Consider the following 22,671-nt stretch of genomic DNA (forward strand, 5'->3'; position numbering starts at 1 on the left):
GCGTCGGCCAACGACTCCTCGCCCTCGCAGCCGCACTCTGGCGCAACTGGACCACCGGCGCCGACGTCAAACGATCACTGACCGCCTACGACCACTAAAAACATCGGACTCACTCATCTAGGGCGAGGCCGAGCCGGGAGGCGTAGGGCATGGCGGCGGTGAGCTCGGCGGGCCGGGTCTGTGTCATGTTCCCACCCGTACGTCGAAGGCGTCGAGGACGGCCAGGCTGTCCTCGTAGACGTGGTGACGGGCGATCAGGCCATTCGCCGCGGTCAGGTGCAGGGCGAACCGGGCGCGGTAGGAGCGGCCGGTGCCGCGGGCGGTCTGGCGGATCTCACCCAGCACGACAGCGTCGTCTCCGTCGACCAGGATGCGTTCGATCCGGGTGTCGGCCTGCTCGGGTATGTGCTCCTCGGCCAGCGAGCGGAAGTGGTCGGCGACATCGGCCCGGGTGGCGCGTGGGCGGATCCACGGAGGGATTCGACTGCCGTGCTGGGACTCCGGCCAGCTGAGCTTCCAGTCGACGTGCTCGGCGTACAGCTCGGCGACGAGCTCCGGGTCGCCCTCGCCGATGCGTCGCAGGAGCTCGCGCACGAGGGCGCGGGTGTCTTCGGTCATGGTCACGGGGTTCCGTTCACTGAGCAGGGGTCGGGTGACGGAGCGCCGTCGCCGTCGCGGCGTCCGCCGGGAAGAACGATTCGATGGCCAGCTCGGCAGTCGTGACCTCCAGCGGGGTGCCGAACGTGGCGACGGTGCTGAAGAAGGCCAGTTCGTCACTGCCGTGGCGGAGCCGCAGCGGCACGAAGATGTCCGCGGGACCGGGGAAGGCGACGTCGGGCTCCGGCTCGGAACAGGGGTAGGCCACCAGTTCGTCGTGCAACGCACGCAGGGCCCCGTCGAGGCCGGTGGCGATCTGGCGGCGCAGCCGGCCCAGCAGGTGGGCCCGCCACTGACCGAGGTTGGCGATGTGCGGAGCCAGCCCTTCGGGGTGCAGCGAGACGCGCAGCGCGTTGGCCGGTCGCTCCAGCAGCTCGGGCGCCACCTTGTCGGTGAACAGGGCAAGGCTCGCGTTGCTGTCCACGATGTTCCAGGCCCGGTCGACGACGGTCGCCGGGTACGGCTCGTGGCCTTCCAACACCTGCCGCACGGCCCTGCGCACGGCTGTCATACGTGGCGCGTCCAGCGGACTCTCCGTGTACGCCGGCGCGTAACCGGCGGCCAGCAGGAGTTGGTTGCGCATGCGCAGCGGCACGTCCAGCTCCTCGGCCAGGCGCAGCACCATGGCGCTGCTGGGCCGGGAGCGGCCGGTCTCGACGAAGCTGAGGTGCCGTGCCGAGGTCTGTGCGCGCAGGGACAGCTCAAGCTGACTCAGTCGCCGTCGCCGACGCCACTCACGTAGCAGTGGGCCGACCCGTGGAGGTGCTGCGGTTGCCATGGGGGAGACGTTAAGCGGCTCCTTGACCCCGCGCCATTACCTCTCACGTAAGGGGCGCGACGGACTGCCCAAGGAGACACGACGACTTACGGAAGAGGCGCGACGACCAGAGGGACACATCACCGCACTGATGCCGCCGCTGGGAAGGAAGCCTCGCGGACGCGGCAGCGAGGCGGCTCGCCTCATCGGCGCGGCAGCTCGTGCAACTCCACGGCGGCCAGGTGTCCGGCCTTCACCTCGGCGGTCAGGTACGTGCAGTACGGCTGGCGCCGCCGGTCCGTCGGCGAGCCGGGGTTGAGCAGACGCAGCCGTCCGTCCTGTGTCGTGGTGTCCCACGGGATGTGGCTGTGTCCGAAGACCAGGACGTCCAGGTCGGGGAAGCGGGCGGCACAGCGGCGCTCCCGCCCCCGCGCCCCACCGGTCTCGTGGACGACGCCGAAGCGCAGGCCCTCCAGACGCGCGTACGCCACCTCCGGCAGCCGGGCCCGCAGCTCGGGGCCGTCGTTGTTGCCGTACACACCGATCAGCTGCCGCGCTCGCGACTCCAGCAGGTCGAGGGTGGCCGTGTCCACCCAGTCGCCCGCGTGCAGGACGACGTCGGCGCGCGGGATCTCGGCCAGCAGCTGCTCGGGCAGCCGCTTGGCCCGCTTGGGCAGGTGGGTGTCGGACATGAGCAGGAGTCGCACCCTGTGACCGTAACGGACGTCGAACGCTGCCGGTTACGCCCGCGACACGGCCCTGGCGTGAGGCGGCGCCCGACGCCGCGCGGACACGATGCTGACAAGCACGGCACACAGGGCCAGCACATAGGCCGCGAACGCCCCATCGAGCTGCGCGAAGAACCCGATCAGTGGTGCGGCAGCCCACAGCGACCACGTCACCACGTTCGGCCGCGCCGTCCCCCTCATCGTCGAGAAGGCATACCGGACGCTCCCCGACAGGCCGAGCACCGCGCTGACGAACACCCAGTGCGGATCGAGCATATACACCTTTCCTCAGCTCCCTGCACGACGCCTGCCTGCGCACCAGGTCAGAGGCCGACCAGCGCAGTGATTCCACCGCGACGAGGAGATTCACGCAACCCGAGGCTCTCAGACGGCTTCTCGGTAGTCGGCTCCGGAAGGTTCCCGAGGGCTGACGACGGTTGGCCGCGTGGTCCGTGGTACCCGGGTGTGAAGACCGCTGAGAGGGCGCGATCAGTACGGCCTCAGCGGGACAGCTTCAACTCGCCCGCCCGGAGCCCGGCCTGGAAGCGGGAGTCGGCCTCGAGCCTGACCATCAGCTCGGCCACGCGCCGCCGATACGTGCGTAGCGAGACGCCAAGCCGTTTGGCCGCCGATGCGTCGGTGAGTCCCGAGCCGAGGGCTTTGAGGATCATGCGGCTGTCGGCATCGAGGTGGGGGATGTCGCTGCGCAGATAGGTGTCGAGACCGGCGGCGGCGTCCCAGATCGCCCGGAACAGGGAGTGGACGCCGTCGACCAGGGTCTGCGACGTCGTGACGGTGTACTCCCGGCCGATGGGTGTCTGCCGGCCGGCGAGGATCATCACCTGCTGGTCGATGAGGATGGTCTCGTGCGGCAGTTGGGAGCCGCTGATCCGGACGAGAGCGCCCTTGCTCTGCACCAGCCGCAGGTGTGCGCGGGCCTCCTCGTCGGCGAGCGCGACCGGGCTGAGCAGCTTTCGAACGGTGAAGGCCGAGGAATCCCTGGCACGCATCCGGTTCCGGATCGCGGCCCTGGCCTCCGGCTGCGAGAACGTCTTGAGGTCCCGGGCGGCGCACAGGAACTCGGCCTGTGCGGACTCGAAGAGGTGACCGGCACGCTCGATCAACTCCGCGTCCCCGCGCACTGAGAAAACCTGTTGGTTCCGCATCCCGCCCAGTCTGGCAGCAAGCTGCCACGCGCTCGATGGGCGTCGTGGCGGCGGACATCATGAGCCATATGACGATCAAGACCTTCTCCCTTGGTGGAGACCTGACCATCAACCGGCTCGGCTTCGGCGCGATGCGTCTGGCGGCGAACACCCTCGAAGGCCCGCCACGAGACCCTGAGAACGGCATCGCGGTGCTCAGGCGCTCCGTGGAACTGGGCGTGAACCACATCGATACGGCCGGCTTCTACCGCAGGGGTGCCGTGCGGGCCAATGAGCTGATCCGTAGAGCGCTGTCCCCGTACCGTGACGACCTGGTGATCGCGACGAAGATCGGGCCGCTGCCCACGCCGGAGGGTGTACCGAGTGGGCAGGCCACGCCTGGTCAGCTGCGCGGCCTGGTCGAGGCGGAGCTGCGCTCACTTGGGCTGGACCGGCTCGACCTGGTCTATCTGCGGGTGGGCGGGACGACCGGGCCAGGGGGCGAGTCGGTTGCCGAACGCTTCGCGGTACTGGCCGAGCTCCGCGCGGAGGGGCTGATCCAGCACCTGGGCGTCAGTAACGTCGATGCCGTCCAGTTCGCCGAGGCCCGGAAGATCGCGCCTGTCGCGGCGGTGCAGAACCGCCACACCGGTGACTTGGGGCTGCTGACGGCATGCGAGGAAGCGGGTATCGCGTACGTGCCGTACTTCCCGCTCGGCGGTGGCGTCAGTCCACTGGAGTCCGAACGGCTGGACAAGGTCGCGGTGCGCCTGGGCGCGACCGCCACGCAGGTGCACCTCGCCTCGCTGCTGGCGACCTCGCCGTCGATGCTGGCGATTCCGGGCACCGGTTCACTCGACCACCTGGAGGAGAACCTCGCCGCGAGCCGCCTCAGCCTCAGTGACGAGGACCTGTCTGACCTGCGAGGTTAACGGGACAGCTGGGGAAGTCGGCTCGCCTGCCAGGCCCGTTGCCGCCGCCTGCCCGATATCCCGACCGATACCGGACTGAACCGGCTGAAGAAGGCAGCCAGAGGCCACAAGACCGAGCACCCGGTCAAGGGGGCAGACCCTAGCCGGGAAGTATCGCGCTCTCGAGGTGGGCGAGGTGGGCGGCCAGGATCTCCTCGAACGCGGCGTGGCGGTCTGCCCCGAGGGGGCGGATGTCGCGGGCGAAGTGTGCCAGGGTCGGGAAGCGTGCGGGGTCGGCGCCCAGTACCGCGACGCGGAAGTGCTCCATGCCCTGTTCGTGTTCCTCGGGTGTGAGGGCGCCGGCCTCGGCCTCGGAGGCGATCAACGCGGCGATCAGGACGGCGATCCGGTGGTAGCGCGCGGGGATCTCCTCGTCCGGCAGTCCCGACGCCCGCAGGGCCCCCAGTACCTCTTCCATGACCAGCCGTGAGCCGATACCGCCCGACGCGTAGCGCCCCCAGACCGCGGCGAGTTGCGGGTGGCGGTCGAAGGCCTCTCTCACACGGAGGGCCAGCGCTGTGATGCGCTGCTTCCAGTCGCCTTCGGGGCGATAGTCGTCCATGGCGGTCGCGAGGATGCGGTCGGCGACCGCTCGCAGCAGTTCGGTCTTGCTGCGGAAATGCCGGTAGAGGCTTGAGGAGTCGGTCCCGAGCGTCGCGGCGAGCTTGCGCACGCTGAACGACTCGGCGTCGCTCGTGCGCAGCAACTCCGTGGCCGCGTCCAGAATCTCCTCGGTCGACCAGCGCCTTCTGCCTGCCATCCCGCTCCCTTCGCAGAGTCTCAGTCGCCGCGTCTTATCGCCGCGTCGTATCGCCGGGTCTCGTCCCCGCGTCTCATCGACGGGTTCAGCCTAACCTGTGCACTTGGGGCTGCACGCACCGCGTGCATAATGAGGACATGAGTGGGCCCAGGGGGTCGGCGACAGGCGGCCCCGCGTGCCGTGCGCGCCCTGTGCCCCCGAGCCCCGCCCTGTGCCCCGGGGCGAGGTGACCCGCGGAGCCCACCTCGGGGACGACGAAAGGACGCACACTGTGAGGAAAGCACCGGATCCCGCCGAGCCCGGCAAGACCCTCGCCACCAACCTTGACGAAGCCCTCGCCACCGCCCTCGACGAAGCCCTCCACGACGTCCACCGCGCCGGTATGCCGGGCCTGTTCGCCGAGGTGCGCGACGGCGACCGGGTGTGGCGCGGCGCCGCCGGGGTGGCCGACGTCGCCACAGGCCGCCCTGTCACCGCCGACATGCGGCACCGCGTCGGCAGCATCACCAAGACCTTCACAGCCGCCGCGGTCCTCCAGCAGGTGGAGAGCGGTCGGATCGGTCTCGACGCGCCGATCGGCCGGTACCTTCCGCGGCTGGTCCCCGGAGCGCGGGGCGAGGCGATCACCGTACGGATGGTGCTCAACCACACCAGCGGCCTCGCCGAGTACCTCCCCCACGCGTACCCCTCCCTCAAGGCGTTCCCCGCTCTCGCGGACACCGGCCCCAGCAGCCTGGACGACCACCGGTTCACGCGTTTCCGCGCCACCGACCTGATCGAGAAGGGCGTCACCGCGCCTGCCGTCGGCGCCCCCGGCAGCACACCGGGCGTGTATTCCAACACCAACTACCTGCTTCTCTGCGCGCTCCTGGAGCAGGCAACCGGCACCACGGCGGAGCGGTGCATCACGCGGAACGTGATCGAGCGCGCGGGGCTCCCGGATACCGGATTCCCCGCCGGCCCTCACGTGCGCGGACCGCACTCGCGGCTCTACGAGGCGTGGTTCGGCATGATCGACCCGCCGCGTGACTACAGCGTCTTCGACATGTCGTGGGTGGGACCGGCCGCTTCGCTGATATCGACCGTCACCGACCTCAACCGCTTCTTCGGCCTGCTGATGTCCGGAGAGATCGTCAGTCCGTCGTCGCTGGAACAGATGCGCCGCACGGTCCCGGTCGTCTCGCAGGAGGGAAAGACGATCGATTACGGCCTCGGCCTGCATCCGGCTGAGACAGCGGGGAAGGGCACCTTCTGGGGGCACGGCGGCACTGTCTGGGGTGGTGGAGCGCTGGCCATGACCCGTGCCGACGGGAAGCGGCAGCTGGCCCTCGCGGTGAACTCGCAGAGGTGGAACAGGCTCGACTCCTCGGGCAGGCCGCGGCCCCACCCGCTCGACGACGCGCTCGCCGCTCTCCACCATGTGGCGATGCACGGCTGATACGGCTGATGCGGCCGACCGGGGGAGCCACCCCTCCGGTCGGCGGGGCCGGGCTCGGCGGCTGGTCATGCCCGCGGTGCGACCAGAGCTCGTGCGAGGTGGTCGGTGAGCAGCGGCAACCAGTCGGACCGCGCGTTGCCGAGCAGGTGATCGCCGTGTGGGACTCTCACATAGGTGCCGTGCGGCGCGAGCCGGGACAGCGGTTCGCCGTTCGTCACGCCGGGGATGACGTCCTGGCCTCCGTCCACCACCAGCAGCGGGCCCGTGATGCGCGGGGCCAGGGCGGTGAGGTCCACCTGGCGGGCGAACTCCCGGGCCGCGCCGAACCCGCCGGTGCGCCGTGACATGAGGTCCTTGACCGGCGGGGGCAGATTCTCCCAGTCGAGGCGGAAGGGGCCGCTGACGGTGGCGACCGCCGCCACGCGCGGCTCCAGCGCGGCCGCCCGCGCTGCGAAGTAGCCGCCCAGGCTGAGACCGACGAGCCCGACGCGTGCGCTGCCGAGCGCGTCGACGACTCGGCCCACGATCCGCTCGTAGTCCGCCCGCAGCGCTGTCTTGGCAGCGAGGGCGCCCTGCCCGGGGCCGTCCATCGCGAACACCGCCAGCCCTCTCGCCATCAGCGCGGACGCCAGACCGAGGAACTCCTCCTTGGCCGAGTCGAGACCGGGAACGACGACCACGGTTCCGGGTGCGTCGGAGGAGCCGCGCAGCCAGCCGGTGAACCCCTCGCCTGTCACGCGCCGTGCTCCGGGTTCGAGCACGGTGAGTGCCCGGCTCAGGGCCCGGTCGGCCTCGGCGGCCGCACGGTCGGCTTCCGCGTACGGCGCGAGCGTGGCGAGGTGGAACCATCTGGCCGCCATCAGCAGATGTGTACCCGCGGAGACCGGCGAGCCCGCCTCCTGCGCGCGCTGGAGGTAGGCGTGCCCGGTGCGCAGGAACGCCGGTCCCCAGTCGGCGACGGAGGGGAGGCCGCCGGTGACGCGACGGTATTCGTGGGGGTCGACGCCCGCGCCGGTGGCGCGCGTCCACTGAGCGGCGGCGAACTCGGGGGCGCTCACGGCGCTCACGGCGCTCACGGCGTTCATCGTTCTTCTCCTGTCAGCAGTACGGCCTTTCCGCGTATCCGGCGTTCGCGCAGGTCGACCAGGGTGTCGGCCGTCTCCGCCCAGTCGGCTGTCCGGCCGATCTCCGGGTGCAGCCGGTCCCCTTCCACCAGGTGCACGAGTGCCGCGAGGTCGGAGGCGTAGGGGTCGCCCGCGTAGTGGAAGTGCTGGATGGTGACGCGCTCGGGGCCGTTGAGGAGTTCGAAGAAGTCGAGGGCGACCGGGGCCCGGCAGGCCTGTCCGAACCAGACGAGCAGGCCGCCTGGCCGTACCTTGGCGAGGGCGGTCGGCAGGTGCGGGCCGCCTGTCGACTCCAGTACGACGTCGAAGGGCCCCTGGGCGGCGGCGACGTCGTGCACGAGATGCGCGCCCAGTTCCGCGAGTCGTGCGCCGCGCGCCGGCGTGGCCGTCACCGCGGTCAGCCGGGCTCCGGCCCCCGCGGCCAACTCCGTGACGTAGTGGCCGACGCCACCCGAGGCGCCGGTCAGCAGCACCCGCGCGCCGGCCAGGGAACCGGCCGCGCGCAGCAGCCGAAGCGCGGTGATCCCGGCCAGCGGCAGCGCCGCCGCCCGTGCGCTGTCGACGCCGTGGGGGAGTACCGCGAGCGAGTGCGTGGGCACGGTCGCGTACGCGGCCCACCCGCCCTGGGCCGGATGTCCGACCACGCGGGTGCCGGCTGCGGGCCCCGAGCCGTCGGCTGCGGCCTGCACGACGAGCCCCGCCACGTCCTTGCCTGGCAGCAGCCCGGGACGCGGGTGTTCGAGGAGGAACGTCTCGCCCCTGTTCGGGGCGAACGCCTCGACCTTGATCATGGCTTCGCCGGGCTCCGGCACGGGCGGGGGGACCTCGGCGAACGCGACCGGGCGCGCGGCGTCTCCCGTGGGAATCAGTCTTCGCATGACGACCATGCAACTGCCGCACCCGCTCCGCGAGCCAACAGCGAACGAGCGCACCTGACAACCGTTGGTTGTCATCTATGGTGACAGCCGTGGATCTCGACATGGCGCAGCTGCGTGCCTTCGTCTGCGCCGCCGAGGAACTGCACTTCGGACGGGCGGCCCGGACGCTCTCCCTCTCCCAGCAGGCGCTTTCCAAGAGGATCGCGCGGCTGGAGTCGCTGCTCGGCGCCGAGCTGTTCCAGCGTGCCGGCAACGGCGTACGCCTCACCGGAACCGGCCGGCACTTTCTCCCACCGGCGCGGCAGGCGCTGGCCGCGGCCGACGCCGCCGTCGAAGCGGCACTCGGCAAGGCCCGTCCGCTGCGCGTGGACGTGTGGGGCCATCTCTACGCGCCGATGCGGACGCTGGCCCGGGTCGCCGGGCGGGCCGGAGAGCTGGTGCCGGGGCACGGGCGCGACCTGCCGTCGGTGACGGCGGCGCTGCTGCACGGCGACATCGACGCGGCCTTCGGCCGAGTCCACCCACCGCTGCGTGCCGGGCTGTCGCACCGCCTGGTCCGACTCGAACCCGTGGACGCCGTGGTGAGCACGGACCATCCCCGCGCGGCCGAACCGGAGCTGCGGCCCGAGCAGTTGCGCGGCAGCGTGCTGTGGGCGCCCGGTGCTCTGGACCGGCTCGACTTCCTCCGTCAGTTCGCCGACCGGTTCGACATCCCCGACAGGGGCGCCGGCGTCAACCTGGGCCTCACCCACTTCCTCCGCGAGGTGGCCGGCGACCCGCGGCGCTTCTCGCTGCTGCCCGCCGACGTGCCCCTTCCCGAAGTCCCCGGGCTGCGCTCCGTCCCGCTGGTCGGCCCCACGCCGCTGTACGCCTGGTCGCTGCTGTGGCGCACCGGCAACCCGCACCCGGGCCTGCACGCTCTCGCCAGCGTCTGCGCCGCCGAAGCGGGACGAAGCCGATGGCTGGAGTACGACCCGGCCCGCGACTGGCTCCCCGAGCCGCCCCCGGCGCCGGAGTGAGAGCGTTCCGGCTCCGGGCTCCCCTCAAGCTCTTGACAGCTGTGGCCCCGCGGCGGTCGCCTGTGCCTCTGCGGCGCCCAGGCTCGGGCACGGCGCCGTAGGACGGACACGGGGAGAAGGTGGGCCATGCTGCGGGTGTACTTCACGTCCGAGGATCTGGCGCGGGTGCGGGTCGCTACAGGGCCCGACTATCTGTGGGAGATCAGCAACAGCGTGCAGACGCTCCAACGTGCGGACGGCAGGCGGGAGTTCGGCGAGTGGCGCCGCTGGGCGCGGCCCCGGCTGCCGGAGAGCTGCCGCCTGCTGACGCCGCTCCTGCCGCCACAGGGTTGTTCGCCGGACTTCCTCACCCCCACCTACGGCGACCGAGAGTCACTCCAGGCAGCCGTGGACGCCCTCGTGCGCACACCACGTCCGCGCCTGCGCGCCGACCTGACGAGAGTGGCGGCCACCCGGCGGCTCCCCGGGTGGACGACCGCGCTGGCCGACGGCGACGGCGCCGCCCTCCAGCGGTTGGGGCAGGTACTGGGTGCGTACCACCGGCAGGTGATGGCCCCCTTCTGGCAGCGCGTGCGCGCACACATCGACGCCGACCGCGTCCTGCGGGTGCACGGCCTCCTCGACGGCGCCGTCGACGGGCTGCTGGCAGGGCTCGGGCCCCGGTTCCGCTGGCGCCCGCCTGTCCTGGAGGCCGACTATCCCGTCGAGCACGACCTGTGGCTGAACGGCCGGGGTCTCCTCCTCCAGCCCTCGTTCTTCTGCTGGCCCACCCCCGTCACGCTCACGGACGGCGCGCTGCCGCCGGTCCTGGTGTACCCGATCGACCACGAGCGGGACTGGTCGTGTGCGCAGCCGTCCCGTCGCCCGGACACGGACGCGGCCCTCGGGCAGCTCATGGGGCACACCCGAGCCGCCGTTCTGAGCGCGGCTCGCACCGGCGCTTCCACGGTGGAGCTGGCCCGGCTGCTGGGGGTCACGCACCCGGCAGTGAGCCAGCACGTGAAGGTGTTGCGTACGGCGGGCCTGGTCACGACGGCCCGCAGGGCGGGGCGGTCCCTCCATGTCGCGACCGCGGAGGGCCGTGCCCTGCTGCGCAGCGGTGAGTGCGGCGGGGGAGCGGCGTAAGCCTGGGCTTTCAGCCGTTGCGGTCGTCATATCCTCGCCACGACTCTGTTCGGGCTGCCGCACACCTGACCCCCCACCACGTCGTGTCCCGGCAGCACGCCCCGTACCGGTTGTCCGCACATGAGATCTGTGCCGAGAACCGGGTAAGGGGCGGGGACGCGGCGACCACCTCTCAAGGAGCCGGCGTTGAGCACCCATCTCACCCGCCCCGCCGTCCTGGCCGCCTCTCTCGTCGCCGCGGGCGCGCTGCTCGCCGTGCCGGGTACGGCCCAGGCGTCGTCCGCCCCCCACACCTCGACCTCGGGATCCGCCGCGGAGGCGTCCGCCCAAGAAAGCGGCGTGGGCCTGAAGAAGTTCCAGGAGCGGCACGGGCTGCCCCGTACCGGCTCGGTCGACAGAGCCACCGCCAAGGCGCTCGGTCAGGCCTCCGACGCCGAGCTGCACCAGACCTTCAAAACCGCCGCCGACCTCGGCCCCGAGGAGCTGGCCAACGCGCGCACGGTCATCGGCGTCGGCAAGGGAGCGGGTATCCCGGAACAGGGCCAGGTCATCGCTTTGATGACGGCCATGCAGGAGTCGAAGTTCGTCAACTACCTCACGCCCGTCGACCACGACTCCCTCGGCATCTTCCAGCAGCGCCCCAGCACCGGCTGGGGCACACCAGAGCAGATCACCGACGTACCCACCTCGTCGAAGTCGTTCTACGGAGTGGCCGACTTCGGTACCAACCCCGGGCTGATCCAGATCGAGGGCTGGGAGACCATGCCGCCCGGTGACGTCTGCCAGGCGGTCCAGGTCTCGGCGTACCCCGACCGCTACGCGCAGTGGGAGCAGTTCGCGCGTGACCTGCTCGCGCAGGAGGGCCCCACGGTTCCGCCGATCCCCTGACGGGGACATCCCCGAACCCTCTGCGCCCACTCCCTCCTCCCGCAGGGAGTGGGCGCAGAGGGTTGCCGCGGCGGTTGAGCGGACCGGCCTCGTGCCCGGGAGCGCGCCGGGGCAGCCGGCGCGCGGTCAGCCCAGCGGAGGCCCCCGGGCGGCGATCGGTCCGCAGCCCGGCGGGCAAGGGCATGGGCGCAGTCCTGCGCACCGTCGTCCGCAAGGTCGCCGACAGCGGGCCGGATACCTCACGCGTCGGGCGGCCGGTTCGGCGTCACCCCGCGTACAGCCGGTCCAGCGCTGCCTGGGTCTCCTCGTCCGCGGCACGGCAGAGCATCAACCGCTGGTCGCGATCCTCGAGCGGTGTGAGCACTTCGAAGTGCACCGCGAGCGGACCGACGTCAGGGTGGAGCATCGCCTTGCTCCCACGGCCGTTGACCTTCACGTCCCGCTCGGCCCACAGCCGTGCGAACTCCGCGTCGTGGGCCATGAACTCGGCGATGAGGTCGGTCAGCACCGTGTCCTCCGCGTGCGCGGCCCACGCGGCGCGCAGGTGGGCGACCCCCTCGCGCAGGACGCGTTCCCGGTCGAGATAGAACTCACGTACCCGTGGATGCAGCAGACACAGCCACATCGCGTTGCGCTGCGGCGGCTTCAGGGTGGCGAAGTCGATCAGCAGCTTCGCCATCGCGCCGTTCCAGGCCAGGATGTCGAAGCGGTGGTTCATCAGCATGGCCGGCAGCGGCGACAGGTCGTCGACCAGCCGTGCCAGCTGCGGCGCCGCCGTGGTGGCGGGCCCGCCGTCCTCGCGGGGCCGTTGCCGGGCGAGGTCGAAGAGGTAGGCGCGTTCGTCGGGGGCCAGGCGCAGCGCCCGGGCCAGCGCCTCCACCACGTCCGCCGAGGGCCGCAGCCCGCGGGCCTGTTCCAGCCGCACGACGTAGTCGATGCTGACCCCGGCCAGTTCGGCGACCTCTTCCCGGCGCAGCCCCGGGGTCCGCCGGGACTGCCGACGCGACGGCAGCCCGAAGTCTCGCGGATCCGCGCGTTCGCGTCGAGTACGCAAGAACGCGGCCAGCTCCCGCGTCGCCTCCTCGGTCAGGGTCGTCATGCAGGTGCCAACAGTCAGGGTAGGAGCGGTGTTCCCAGGAACCTCCCTCCCTTACCCCCTGCTCTCCCCGGCCACAGGCTCGTGTGCGACACGGACCACGAGCACAGGAGGAGACGATGTCTCACACCCTCGACACCTACCGGCTGCTGGGCCGCTCGGGCCTGCGGGTCTCACCGCTCGCGCTGGGTGCGGCGACCTTCGGCACCGAGTGGGGCTGGGGCGCCGAGCAGGACGAGGCCCGCAAGCTGTTCGACCTCTACGTCGAGCGCGGCGGCAACTTCATCGACACCGCCGGCACCTACACCAACGGCACCTCCGAGCGCCTGCTGGGCCGGTTCGCCCGCGACAGGCGCGAGAGCCTGGTGCTGGCGACGAAGTACACGACGCTGCGTCGCCCCGGCGACCCGAACTCCGGGGGTCCTCACCGCAAGAGCCTGTTCGCTTCGGTGGAAGCCAGTCTGCGACAGCTGAACACCGACTACCTCGATCTGCTCTACCTGCACGTGTGGGACTTCACGACACCGGTCGAGGAGATTCTGCGCGGCATGGACGATCTGGTGCGGCAGGGCAAGGTGCTGTACGTGGCGATCTCCAACGCCCCCGCCTGGCAGGTGTCGCGCATGCAGGCGATCGCCGACCTGCGCGGCTGGTCCCCGCTGGTCGCGCTGGAGATCGAGTACAACCTGATCGAGCGCGCCGGGGAACGCGACCTGATCCCCATGGCGCGCGAGATGGGTCTGGGAGTGATCCCGTACTCGCCCCTGGCAGGCGGGGTGCTCACCGGCAAGTACAGCCGTGCCGACCTGACCGCGACGCCCACCGGCACCGACGACGGTACCCGCAAGAGGTTCAACCTCGGCGTGGGCGCGGTCACCGCACGCGCCCTCGAGATCGCCGAGGTGGTGAAGGAGGTCGCTACGGAGCTGGGCCGCACACCCGCCCAGGTCGGGCTGGCCTGGACCCTGCGCAATCCGGGGGTGACGGCACCGATCATCGGCGCTCGCACCCCCGCGCAGCTGGAGGACAACCTGGGCGCCCTGGAGGTCGACTTCACCGCCCGCCAACTCGCCCGCCTCGACGAGGCCGGCGCGATCCGGCTCGGTTTCCCGCACGACATGCTCGCCAGCGACAGGATGCGCGCGGAGACCCGCGGTGACCTGAAGATCGAAGCCCGCCAATGACCCCCGGCCGAACCCGAGGGCGGCACCGCCGCCGCCCTCGGGGCGCCCTCGACCTGCTCGCCGCGTTCGCCGCGTTCGCCGCGCCGGGAGCACCCCGCTGGCTGCCGACTGCCTCGCTGCCCGGGCCGTACCCCCTACGACGGCCGATCACCGTACGGCGCCGCCCTTCCGCGGCGTACGCCCGCGCCTCGCGCGGTCGTCCCCCCGGGCCACCGCCACCAGCTCGGCCGCAGGCCCCACCAGCCGCCGTCCCATCGGCCAGACCGCACGCAGCGCACGTGTGAGGTCCACCCCCGCCACGTCTATGCCGACCAGGCGCCCCTCGGCGACGTCTCCGCGCACGGCGAGCTCACTCAGCACCGAGGGCCCCGTGCCGGCGATCACCGCGCCCCGGACGGCGGCCGTGGAACCCAGCTCCAGCAGCGCGCGGGCGCGGCCGCACCCGGCCAGGTGCAGCGCCCGATCCAGCGTCTGGCGGGTGCCGGACCCGCGTTCACGCAGCACCAGCGGCGTGGTGGACAGCTCCTGCGCGTCCGGCGGCTGCCGGCGGCGGGCCCACGGATGGCCGGGATCGACCACGACGACCAGCCGGTCCTCGGCGACCTGCCGCGTCGACATCACCTGCGACAGGTGCGGGCCCTCGACGAAGCCGACATCCGCCTCGCCCGACTCGACCAGGCCGGGGACGTGCTCGCTGTTGGTGACCTGGAGCCCTATGTACAGCTCGGGTCTGCGGCTCCGCAGCTCGCTGATCCAGGCGGGCAGCAGGTATTCGGCGATCGTCAGGCTCGCCGCCACCCGCAGCTCGGCCTCCCGCCGGTTGCGCAGCGCGTCGGAACTGGTGAGCAGAGCCTCCACCTCGTCCAGGACACGCCGGGCGTGGCCCGCGACGATCTGGCCCGAGGCCGTGAGCCGCGAGCCCCGGCGGGTGCGGTCGACCAGCACCAGGCCGAGCGCCCGTTCCAGGGTGGACAGGCGGCGGCTGGCCGACGGCTGCGCGATCCGGAGCCGCTCGGCGGCCCGACCGAGACTGCCCAGGTCGGCGACGAGGACGAGCAGCCGCAGCGACTCCAGATCGGGCGTGCGGGAGGGCGCCGGCGCGGTGCCGGGCGTCGGGGTGGCGGGGGGCTCCGCCGAGTCGGCTGTCACAGCACCAGCGTATGACTGACTCATAGTGTTGCGCTATGAGCTGCTGTGCGATCGGGGGCTACAGCCGGTCCTCATCGGCCCGGAGAGTGTGGATCATGACTGATGACAGCGACGTCTCACCTCCCGCCCACGGCTCTCCGAGGACGACCCCGTCCGGCTCGGCGACCGCTGCCGAGGACGCGGGCGCGCCCGCCCCGGCACAGGAGACGGGACCCGCCCGGGCCGGGGGCATGGGCGCCGCGCTCCTCTCCCGCCTCCCCGGCCTCGCCCTCGCCGTCGCCATCGCGGCCGTGGCCACCGTGCTGGGCAGGCTGATGCCGGTGGTCGGCGGCCCGGTGAGCGGGATCGTGCTGGGTGTGTTGGTGGCGGTCGTGGTCCGGCCGAAGACCGTGCTGCGGCCGGGCATCGCGTTCGCCGGACGCGGTGTGCTGCAGACCGCGGTCGTGGTGCTGGGCGCACAGCTGTCGCTGGGACAGATCCTGAAGGTGGGGGTGGGGTCGCTGCCGGTGATGCTGGTGACCCTCGCGGCCTGCCTGGCCGCGGCGTACTGGCTCGGGCGGCGCCTGGGCATCGTCCGTGACCTGCGCACTCTGATCGGGGTCGGCACCGGGATCTGCGGCGCCTCGGCCATCGCGGCGGTGACCCCCGTCATCGGCGCGTTGGAGGCGGAGGTGGCCTACGCGGTCTCCACCATCTTCGTCTTCAACGTCGCCGCGGTCTTGACCTTCCCGTTCCTCGGTCACCTGCTGGACATGAGCCAGCACGCCTTCGGGCTCTTCGCCGGTACCGCGGTCAACGACATGTCGTCCGTGGTCGCCGCCGCCACCACCTACGGCGGTCCCGCCGCTGACTACGCCGTCGTCGTGAAGCTTGCCCGCACCCTGCTCATCATCCCCATCTGCCTGGGACTGGCCGCGCTGGTCCGCCGCCGCGCGGCTGCCACAGCGGACTCGGCCGAGGCCGACGGGACCGAGCCCCGCCGGATCCGCGTCGGCCGTCTCATCCCCTGGTTCCTGGTCGGCTTCATCGCCCTCGCCGCGATCAACACGGCAGGACTCGTGCCCCAGTCGGCGCACGAGCCGCTCAGCACACTCGCCGTCTTCCTCATCACCGTCGCGCTCTCCGCCATCGGGCTGTCCACCGAACCGGCCAAACTGCGGCGCGCCGGCCCTGCCCCGCTGCTGCTGGGCGGCTTGCTGTGGCTGGTGGTGTCCGCGACCAGCCTGCTCCTGCAGTACCTGCTCGGCCACTTCTGAACGGCGGTCGGTCCGAGGCGGTGCACCATGGTCGAACGGCACACGGCGGGCGCGCCTACCAGCCGGTCATGCTGGTGCGCTCCGCAAGGGGAGCCACGCGTCTCCTTCTCGGAAGCTCCGCGGGCGCGCGCGTACACGAGCGCCCGCGGAGGAAGGCTGTCGACATGACAGAAGACAGTCGGAAAAGACGGTCAGGGTCCGGCGACGACGGAGGCTCCTCCGGAGGAGACGACTCCGACGGTGGCGGAGGAGAGTAGCTGAGACGCGTCGTCGTCCCCGCGTGCCGTCGGTGCGCGGGGACGACGACGCGAGACCACGCGGTGACAGCATCCGCCCTCAACAGGGCCACGGGGCGGCCCGGCGGACGACAGTGCACCGCGTCATCGCTCCACCGCGGGCTGGAGCAGCTCGCCTCGTCCGAGGCCGCGGCCGAGGGGTGTGAGGGTGTGGATGACGCGGTTGTCGTGGCGCACGCTGACCACGAGCCCCGCCGCGCGGAGCACGGAGACGTGTTCACTCACCGACGACGGGGCGATACCGAGGCGGCGGGAGAGGTCGCTGCACGTCGAGGCCGTCTCGACGGCGGCCAGGACCCGGGCTCGCGTACGGCCTACCAGTGCCCCGAGAGCGCGGGGGTCCTCCGTGGCGAACAAGGGGGAGTGGTCCACGGGGTAGACCACGACCTGCGGCAGTGACGGATCTTCCAGCGCGACGGGCTTGCCCCAGCAGAACCGGGAGGGGATGAGGCACAGTCCTCGCCCGTTCAGATGGAGATCGCGGGACTCCGGATAGTCCATCTCCAGTACCGGTGCCTGCCAGCGCAGGTGCGGCCGCAGCGAAGACAGCAGCCCGTGGACGCCGCCGTCCCGAAGAGCCCGCGAGCGTACCGCGCGGTCGGCCTCCACCAGCTTGTCGGTACCTGCCCAGTCGGGGGCGACCAGTGTGCGGTGCACTGTGTGCACCGCCTGTGCCACCTGCCGGACACGGCCGCTGCGGCCTTCGGCGAGTTCCCGTACCCACATCGGTGCCCTGCGCCCGTCGAAGGCCTTGACCAGCTCTGGGCGCAGCCGCGCTCGCGGTGTGGCGCACAGCGCCTCGAGCCCGGCCTCCAGGCCGCGTTGCCCCTCTTGTGGTGTCAGGAAGTCGGGGAAGTAGCCCGTCCGGGGCGGTGCGAGCGCGTGCAGCAGCTGTAGGGCGGATGACAGGGCGTCCGCACGACTCGCCAGCCGGCCCGCACGCTGCCGCCAGGCGGTGAACGTCTTCGGGCCGCGAGGTGTCAGTTGGTGCCCGGCCAAGACGGTCTCCCACAAGGGATCGGACCCGATGGTCACTCGGGTCAGGGCTGTCTCGTCCACGTGTATGCGCAGCACATCTCCCCCTCGTATCCGCCACAGCCCCCCGGCTTGTGGCGCGTGTGTCCGCCGGCGTGCGGCGGATTCCGGCGCTCCGCGTGCGCCGGAGCAGGCAGCGCGCGACACCGGCTTCGCACGGGGGCCCAGGTCGGGTCGGAGCGGGCCCGGGTGCGGCGCGGTGGTGAGCAACCCGGTGTTTCAGTGCGGAAGTTGCCACGAGGCGTCTCGTGGAGTGGTCGGCGCGGCCATGTGATTCCCCCCTGCGAGAATCGCGATTCTCACTTAGGTTAGAGGGGACCGACCTTTTTCCGGGAGGAGAAAACAAGCCATGCGAGAAGACAGCTTCTCATACGTGGTCGACGTTGCCGATGAGTTGTTCTTCGAACATGGAGTCCGTGCGGTGACGATGGAGCGTGTCCGGGAGGTCTCCGGCGTGCCACTGCGGCAGCTCTACCGCATGTTCCGCTCCAAGGACGAGCTGCTGACAGCCTGTCTGAAGCAGCGGGATCGCACCGCCCGTGGGGCTCTCCACGCCTACGCGGGCCGGTACGCCGATCCGGGCGACAACGTGCTCGCGATCTTCGACTTCCTCGACGACTGGTTCCGTCGGCCGGGCTTCCACGGGTGCGTCTTCGCGGGTGCTTTCGGCGAGGTGGGGGGCGCGGCGCCCGAGGTGGTGGAGGTGGTTCAGCATCACAAGCAGCAGCTGCTGGAGCTGTTCACGGATTTGGCGAAACAGACGGACGTCGTGGACCCCGACGAGGTCGGGAAACAACTGGCTGTGCTGTTCGACGGGGCCATGGCCATCGCGACCTTCACAGGGAACACGGAGGCCGCACGGCACGCCCGTCAGGCAGCGCAAGCCGTGCTCGCAGCAGCGCGCTGACAGCGCCCGGCTTCCGCGGGCGGTGCGCAGCAGCGGGCCGGAGAGCAGCGGAAAGACGCGCCCGCGCACTCCGTGTCCCCTTACGTCGATTTACGTCGTTGTCCGCGCGATGCCCCGGGAGTAGTGCTCCTTGAACACCTCCAGGTGCGCCCACGTGGTCAGCCCGCGGACCTCGTCGAGTGCCTTGATCTGCTCCGTGACGTGGTGCAGGCGCGTGGTCGAGTCGGAGCCGAGGGTGAGCACCAGGTCGTAGCGGCCGACGGTGCGGGCGACGAACTCCACTCCGGGCAGCGCGGCGAGGAACGCGGTGACGCGCTCGTCGTCCCCGCCGAGGTTCAGCCCCGCGCCCAGAGCCGGCCTGCCGCTGCCTGTGCCGCGCCGCACCACGGCGGCGACGTGCAGGGCTCGGTTGTCGACGAGCCGGCTGACCCGGGCGCGGACGGCGCTCGGTGACATGCCGACGCGGCGGGCCAGTTCGACGAACGACATGCGGCCGTCGTGCTCCAGCAGTTCGATGAGGCGCAGATCGGTGTCGTTGACGTGCACGTCGCCGCGGATCGGTCCCTGCGGCATGAAGACCGACGTGACGACGTCGGTGTACAAGAGCGTGTTGACCGCCCGCACCCGGGGCTGGGCGCGGAGATGGGCGAGCGCGTCGTACAGTTCGCGGTCGCTGGGGACGCGCAGCTCCGCGACGAGGTCGTAGGCGCCGCTGACCGCGGAGACGAAGACCGACGCGTCCGTCGCGCACAGCGCGCCGACCACGTCGTCGGCGGGCCCCGAGACGGCGACGGAGACGTGGGCGAGCGAGGTGAGCCCGAGGAGCTGGGGATGCGCCACGGCTGCGATCCCCACGGCACCCGAGTCGAGCAGCGCCTGTACCCGCGCCGAGACGGCCGTCCTCGGCGCACCCACCCGGGTGGCCAGCTCGCTGTAGCTCGCCCTGCCGTCCTGCTGGAGCGCGGCGATGAGGCGTGCGTCCAGATCCTCACTCATGAGTGCCGAGACCCAATCTTTACGAAGTGATTCCGTGCTCGTGCGGGAACAAGTCTACGGTTGACGCGGGTACGGGGAGCTGATCAGCAGCAGATCAGTGTTCGAGAGTGACAAAAACGCGGCGACGCATGCGCGGAGCAGCGCACATGGCATTGCTGAGGAGGATGGACGGTCCTACGGTGCCGACCATCGCACACGCCCCCGACACCCGGCACGAGGAATCACATGCGCGCACTGCGCCACCAGGAGACGTCAGTCCTGGACGCGACCACCACCCTGTTCACCGGCGCCACCCTGCGTACCGTCGACCCGGACACCGACGACGCCGAGGCGTTCCTCGTGCACGGTAACCGGTTCGGCGCCGTCGGCACTGTTCGCGCATGCCGGGCCGCGGCGGCACGGCTCGGCCGCACGGCCGAGGAGGTGGACCTCGGCGGCGCCGTCGTGGTGCCGGGCTTCGTCGACCCGCACGCCCACCCCCTGATGTACGGCCAGATGATGAGCTGGGTCGACTGCGGGCCCGACAAGGCGGCCGACATCCCCGCCATCGTCGCCCTGCTGCGCGCGGCGGCCGACACCCTGCCGCCCGGACGGCCGGTGCGCGGCTACGGCTACGAGCACCGCAACCTCACCGAGCGCCGGCACCCCACCAGGGCGGAGCTCGACCAGGTCAGCACGGACCGCGACGTGTACCTGATGAACGCCAGCGGCCACGGCGGCGTCGTCAACAGCACCACCCTGGCGCGGCACGGTGTCACCCGGGACACCCCGGATCCGGAGGGCGGCACGTTCTTCCGCGACGCCGAGGGGGAGCTGACCGGCGAGGTCTCCGACGCCGCCTGCAACATCCTCACCGGCGTCGGCGGCGTCAAGATCGGCCGTCACGGTCCGAACTTCCACCTCGGGGACGAGCCCGCTGAGCACCTGCGGCAACTGCGCGCCGCGCAAGAGCGGTTCCTCGCCGGCGGCGTGACGACCATCGGCGACTGCCAGGTGACCCGCCGCGAGTTCGACACCTACCTGCGGCTGGCCGACGCCGGCGAGCTGCGCACCCGCGTCGGCATGTATCTGCTCAGCCACCTGCTGGACCAGGTGATCGAGGCCGGCATGCACGGTGCGTTCGGCAACGCCCGGCTCTCCTTCGCGGGGATCAAGTTCTACGCGGACGGCACCCTCGGCGGCTGGACGGCCTACTTCCCCGACGGCTATGTCGGTGACCCCTGCCGCACCGGGCAGCTCTACCACGAGCCGGAGGCCTACCGCGAGCTCATCGCCAGGGCGCACGCGGTGGGGCTGCAGACGGCCACCCACGCCCAGTCGCCGGACGCGATAGAGATGGTGCTCGACGCCGTCGAGGCAGCGCAGGAGCGCCACTCCCGCCCCGACACCCGGCACCGGATCGAGCACTGCGGGCTGCCGACGCCCGCACAGATCGCGCGCATGCGCCGGTTGGGCGTCCACCCGGTCAACCAGACCCAGCACTACTACAACTGGGGCGAAGGCGTCACCGAGGCCATCGGCACCCCCGGGGAGCGGTTCAACCCGCTCGGGGAGTTCCTGGAGGCCGGGGTGCCTGTCACGCTCAGCTCCGACGCGCCGGTCGCCGAACCGAAGCCGCTGGAGGCGGTGCAGGCGGCCGTCACCCGCGTCACCCGGCGCGGGCACCGGCTGGGCGAGGCCTCCCTGCGGATCCCCGCCGCCGACGCGCTCGCCGCGCACACGCTCGGCGGGGCGCGCACCCTGGGCCGCGAGCACGAGATCGGCAGCATCACCCCGGGCAAGCTGGCCGACTTCACCGTCTTGGGTGCCGACCCGCTCACCGTCGACCCCGCGTCCATCGCCGCGATCGACGTCCTCCAGACGTGGGTCGACGGCGCGCTCCAGCACTCCACCACAGCCACGTCGACCGAGGGGCAGTCGTGACGCACCACGCTCAATCCCGCAAGGCGCGCAAGGCGGGTATCGCCGCGTTCGTCGGAACCACCATCGAGTGGTACGACTTCTACGTCTACGCCACCGCCGCGTCCCTCGTCTTCGGCAGCGTCTTCTTCCCCGAGGGGACCGACCGGCTCACCGGCATCGCCGCCGCCTTCGCCACGTACGCGGTCGGATTCTTCGCGCGGCCGCTCGGCGGCGTCGTCTTCGGCCACATCGGCGACCGGTTCGGCCGGCGCAGCGCGCTCGTGATCACCCTGACCATGATGGGCGCCGCGACGTTCCTGGTCGGCCTGCTGCCCACGTACTCCGGCGTCGGCGTGCTCGCCCCGATCCTGCTCGTCCTGCTCCGCTTCGTGCAGGGCATCGCGGTCGGCGGCGAATGGGGCGGTGCCGTGCTGATGGCCGTCGAGCACGCGCCGGAGGAGAAGAAGACCTTCTACGGCGGCTTCGCCCAGCTCGGCAACCCCGCCGGGGCCCTCCTGTCCACCGGCCTGTTCAGCCTGCTGTCCACGTTCGGCGGCGACGCGCTCAAGGAGTGGGCGTGGCGCGTGCCGTTCCTGCTGTCCGCGGTGCTCATCGTCATCGGCGTCCTCATCCGGCTCAAGGTCGAGGAGTCGCCGGTCTTCGAGGCCGAGCCCGAACCGGACGAGGGCCTGCCCCTGACGTACGCGCTGAAGACGAACTGGAAACCCATCCTGCTGGGCATCGGCACGCTGCCGATCGCGGTGGGCGGCTACTACCTGGTGACCACGTTCATCACCGCGTACGCCACCGACCCCAGCGTGGGGCTCTCGGAGACGGTGGTGCTCAACGCGCTCAGCGTCGCGGCCGTCGTCGAACTCGTCGCCACGCTGGGCGTCGCGTGGCTGGGCGACAAGCTCGGGCGCGTCCGCGTCGTCATCTGGGGCCTGGCCGCGGTGGCCGTGCTGGCCACGCCGCAGTTCCTGGTGGTCTCCTCCGGCTCGACCGTGCTGATCTTCCTGGTCTTCGCGGCGATGCGGCTGTTCATGGCGGCGACGTACGGCCCCGTGGCCGCCGTGCTGGCCCAGATGTTCCGCCCCCAGGCGCGTTACACCAGCATCTCGGTGACCTACCAGGTGGCGGGGGCGCTGTTCGGCGGCCTGTCACCCGTGGTCTCGACGCTGATGTTCCAGGCGACCGACAGCATCGTCCCGGTCATCGTGCTGCTCGTCGCCATGTGCGCGCTGAGCATCGCGTGCCTGCTCAAGGCACCGCAGCACACCGACGACGCCACCCCCGCGGACAGCGGTACGCCGACGGCACCCGCCTCCACGGCGTCCTGAGAGAGGCGGGCTCCCTCCAG

The 22,671-nt window shown here is 71.5% G+C and carries 22 protein-coding genes and 1 pseudogene; 11 read left to right on the plus strand and 12 right to left on the minus strand.

Going from position 1 to position 22,671, the window contains the following annotated elements; all coding sequences use genetic code 11:
* Window positions 1-98, plus strand: a pseudogene (locus tag DTL70_RS34505) (IS982 family transposase); the annotation flags it as partial.
* A gap of 85 nt (window positions 99-183) precedes the next feature.
* Here the strand turns inward: DTL70_RS34505 and DTL70_RS28205 are convergent.
* From DTL70_RS28205 to DTL70_RS28225, 5 genes are all read right to left on the minus strand, one after another.
* Window positions 184-618 carry a nuclear transport factor 2 family protein gene (locus DTL70_RS28205; protein WP_114024844.1) on the minus strand — a complete coding sequence of 145 codons (435 nt, stop codon included), beginning with the start codon at window positions 616-618 and terminating at the stop codon, window positions 184-186.
* A gap of 16 nt (window positions 619-634) precedes the next feature.
* The gene (locus DTL70_RS28210; RefSeq protein ID WP_114024845.1) at window positions 635-1,435 is read right to left on the minus strand and encodes a helix-turn-helix domain-containing protein; all 801 of its coding nucleotides are present in this window, start codon (window positions 1,433-1,435) and stop codon (window positions 635-637) included.
* Between the two features lie 182 nt (window positions 1,436-1,617).
* Window positions 1,618-2,121, minus strand: a complete 504-nt coding sequence (locus DTL70_RS28215; RefSeq protein ID WP_114024846.1) for a metallophosphoesterase family protein — start codon at window positions 2,119-2,121, stop codon at window positions 1,618-1,620.
* Window positions 2,122-2,154: 33 nt separating this feature from the next.
* A complete protein-coding gene (locus tag DTL70_RS28220) occupies window positions 2,155-2,418 on the minus strand; it encodes a hypothetical protein (protein ID WP_114024847.1) in 264 nt (87 codons plus the stop codon).
* Window positions 2,419-2,642: 224 nt separating this feature from the next.
* Window positions 2,643-3,308, minus strand: a complete 666-nt coding sequence (locus DTL70_RS28225) for a helix-turn-helix domain-containing protein (RefSeq protein ID WP_114024848.1) — start codon at window positions 3,306-3,308, stop codon at window positions 2,643-2,645.
* Between the two features lie 68 nt (window positions 3,309-3,376).
* Between DTL70_RS28225 and DTL70_RS28230 the strand changes: the two genes are divergently transcribed.
* Window positions 3,377-4,219, plus strand: a complete 843-nt coding sequence (locus DTL70_RS28230) for an oxidoreductase (protein WP_114024849.1) — start codon at window positions 3,377-3,379, stop codon at window positions 4,217-4,219.
* Between the two features lie 139 nt (window positions 4,220-4,358).
* On the opposite strand, the gene DTL70_RS28235 is transcribed toward DTL70_RS28230, so the two are convergent.
* Window positions 4,359-5,018, minus strand: a complete 660-nt coding sequence (locus tag DTL70_RS28235) for a TetR/AcrR family transcriptional regulator (protein WP_114024850.1) — start codon at window positions 5,016-5,018, stop codon at window positions 4,359-4,361.
* Window positions 5,019-5,400: 382 nt separating this feature from the next.
* On the opposite strand from DTL70_RS28235, the gene DTL70_RS28240 reads away from it, so the two are divergent.
* Window positions 5,401-6,456 (plus strand): serine hydrolase domain-containing protein, encoded by a 1,056-nt coding sequence (locus DTL70_RS28240; protein ID WP_114024886.1) that lies wholly within the window; start codon window positions 5,401-5,403, stop codon window positions 6,454-6,456.
* Window positions 6,457-6,521: 65 nt separating this feature from the next.
* Here the strand turns inward: DTL70_RS28240 and DTL70_RS28245 are convergent, their stop codons facing one another.
* Both DTL70_RS28245 and DTL70_RS28250 read right to left on the minus strand, forming a co-directional pair.
* Complete coding sequence (locus DTL70_RS28245; RefSeq protein ID WP_114024887.1) at window positions 6,522-7,514, minus strand: alpha/beta hydrolase family protein; 993 nt, start codon at window positions 7,512-7,514, stop codon at window positions 6,522-6,524.
* A 23-nt stretch (window positions 7,515-7,537) separates the two neighbouring features.
* Window positions 7,538-8,458 carry a zinc-binding dehydrogenase gene (locus DTL70_RS28250; RefSeq protein ID WP_114024888.1) on the minus strand — a complete coding sequence of 307 codons (921 nt, stop codon included), beginning with the start codon at window positions 8,456-8,458 and terminating at the stop codon, window positions 7,538-7,540.
* Window positions 8,459-8,547: 89 nt separating this feature from the next.
* On the opposite strand from DTL70_RS28250, the gene DTL70_RS28255 reads away from it, so the two are divergent.
* From DTL70_RS28255 to DTL70_RS28265, 3 genes are all read left to right on the plus strand, one after another.
* Window positions 8,548-9,477, plus strand: coding sequence for a LysR family transcriptional regulator (locus tag DTL70_RS28255; RefSeq protein WP_114024889.1), 930 nt, complete (start codon window positions 8,548-8,550; stop codon window positions 9,475-9,477).
* Window positions 9,478-9,603: 126 nt separating this feature from the next.
* A complete protein-coding gene (locus DTL70_RS28260; RefSeq protein WP_114024851.1) occupies window positions 9,604-10,602 on the plus strand; it encodes an ArsR/SmtB family transcription factor in 999 nt (332 codons plus the stop codon).
* 186 nt (window positions 10,603-10,788) lie between these two features.
* Window positions 10,789-11,490 (plus strand): peptidoglycan-binding domain-containing protein, encoded by a 702-nt coding sequence (locus tag DTL70_RS28265; RefSeq protein WP_114024852.1) that lies wholly within the window; start codon window positions 10,789-10,791, stop codon window positions 11,488-11,490.
* A gap of 265 nt (window positions 11,491-11,755) precedes the next feature.
* Here the strand turns inward: DTL70_RS28265 and DTL70_RS28270 are convergent, their stop codons facing one another.
* Window positions 11,756-12,589: a helix-turn-helix transcriptional regulator gene (locus DTL70_RS28270; protein ID WP_114024853.1), complete on the minus strand. Its 834-nt coding sequence runs from the start codon at window positions 12,587-12,589 to the stop codon at window positions 11,756-11,758.
* Between the two features lie 116 nt (window positions 12,590-12,705).
* Here DTL70_RS28270 and DTL70_RS28275 point away from each other — a divergent pair, with 116 nt between their 5' ends.
* Window positions 12,706-13,770: an aldo/keto reductase gene (locus DTL70_RS28275; RefSeq protein ID WP_114024854.1), complete on the plus strand. Its 1,065-nt coding sequence runs from the start codon at window positions 12,706-12,708 to the stop codon at window positions 13,768-13,770.
* Between the two features lie 147 nt (window positions 13,771-13,917).
* Here DTL70_RS28275 and DTL70_RS28280 read toward each other — a convergent pair whose 3' ends face one another.
* Window positions 13,918-14,919 carry a LysR family transcriptional regulator gene (locus DTL70_RS28280; RefSeq protein ID WP_425470417.1) on the minus strand — a complete coding sequence of 334 codons (1,002 nt, stop codon included), beginning with the start codon at window positions 14,917-14,919 and terminating at the stop codon, window positions 13,918-13,920.
* Between the two features lie 95 nt (window positions 14,920-15,014).
* Between DTL70_RS28280 and DTL70_RS28285 the strand changes: the two genes are divergently transcribed.
* Entirely contained in the window at window positions 15,015-16,175 is a 1,161-nt protein-coding gene (locus DTL70_RS28285) for a YeiH family protein (protein WP_245979906.1), read from the plus strand.
* A gap of 380 nt (window positions 16,176-16,555) precedes the next feature.
* On the opposite strand, the gene DTL70_RS28290 is transcribed toward DTL70_RS28285, so the two are convergent.
* Complete coding sequence (locus tag DTL70_RS28290; RefSeq protein ID WP_114024857.1) at window positions 16,556-17,545, minus strand: ArsR/SmtB family transcription factor; 990 nt, start codon at window positions 17,543-17,545, stop codon at window positions 16,556-16,558.
* 310 nt (window positions 17,546-17,855) lie between these two features.
* Between DTL70_RS28290 and DTL70_RS28295 the strand changes: the two genes are divergently transcribed.
* Entirely contained in the window at window positions 17,856-18,413 is a 558-nt protein-coding gene (locus tag DTL70_RS28295; RefSeq protein ID WP_114024858.1) for a TetR/AcrR family transcriptional regulator, read from the plus strand.
* A gap of 90 nt (window positions 18,414-18,503) precedes the next feature.
* On the opposite strand, the gene DTL70_RS28300 is transcribed toward DTL70_RS28295, so the two are convergent.
* The gene (locus DTL70_RS28300; protein WP_114024859.1) at window positions 18,504-19,409 is read right to left on the minus strand and encodes an Lrp/AsnC family transcriptional regulator; all 906 of its coding nucleotides are present in this window, start codon (window positions 19,407-19,409) and stop codon (window positions 18,504-18,506) included.
* Between the two features lie 225 nt (window positions 19,410-19,634).
* Between DTL70_RS28300 and DTL70_RS28305 the strand changes: the two genes are divergently transcribed.
* Window positions 19,635-21,332: an amidohydrolase gene (locus DTL70_RS28305; protein WP_114024860.1), complete on the plus strand. Its 1,698-nt coding sequence runs from the start codon at window positions 19,635-19,637 to the stop codon at window positions 21,330-21,332.
* Window positions 21,329-22,651, plus strand: a complete 1,323-nt coding sequence (locus DTL70_RS28310; RefSeq protein WP_114024861.1) for an MFS transporter — start codon at window positions 21,329-21,331, stop codon at window positions 22,649-22,651. Before DTL70_RS28305 ends, DTL70_RS28310 begins: the two co-directional genes overlap by 4 nt.
* Window positions 22,652-22,671 lie beyond the last annotated feature (20 nt).

Origin of the sequence: Streptomyces diacarni, from assembly GCF_003323715.1 — a bacterium.
GTDB lineage: Bacteria > Actinomycetota > Actinomycetes > Streptomycetales > Streptomycetaceae > Streptomyces > Streptomyces diacarni.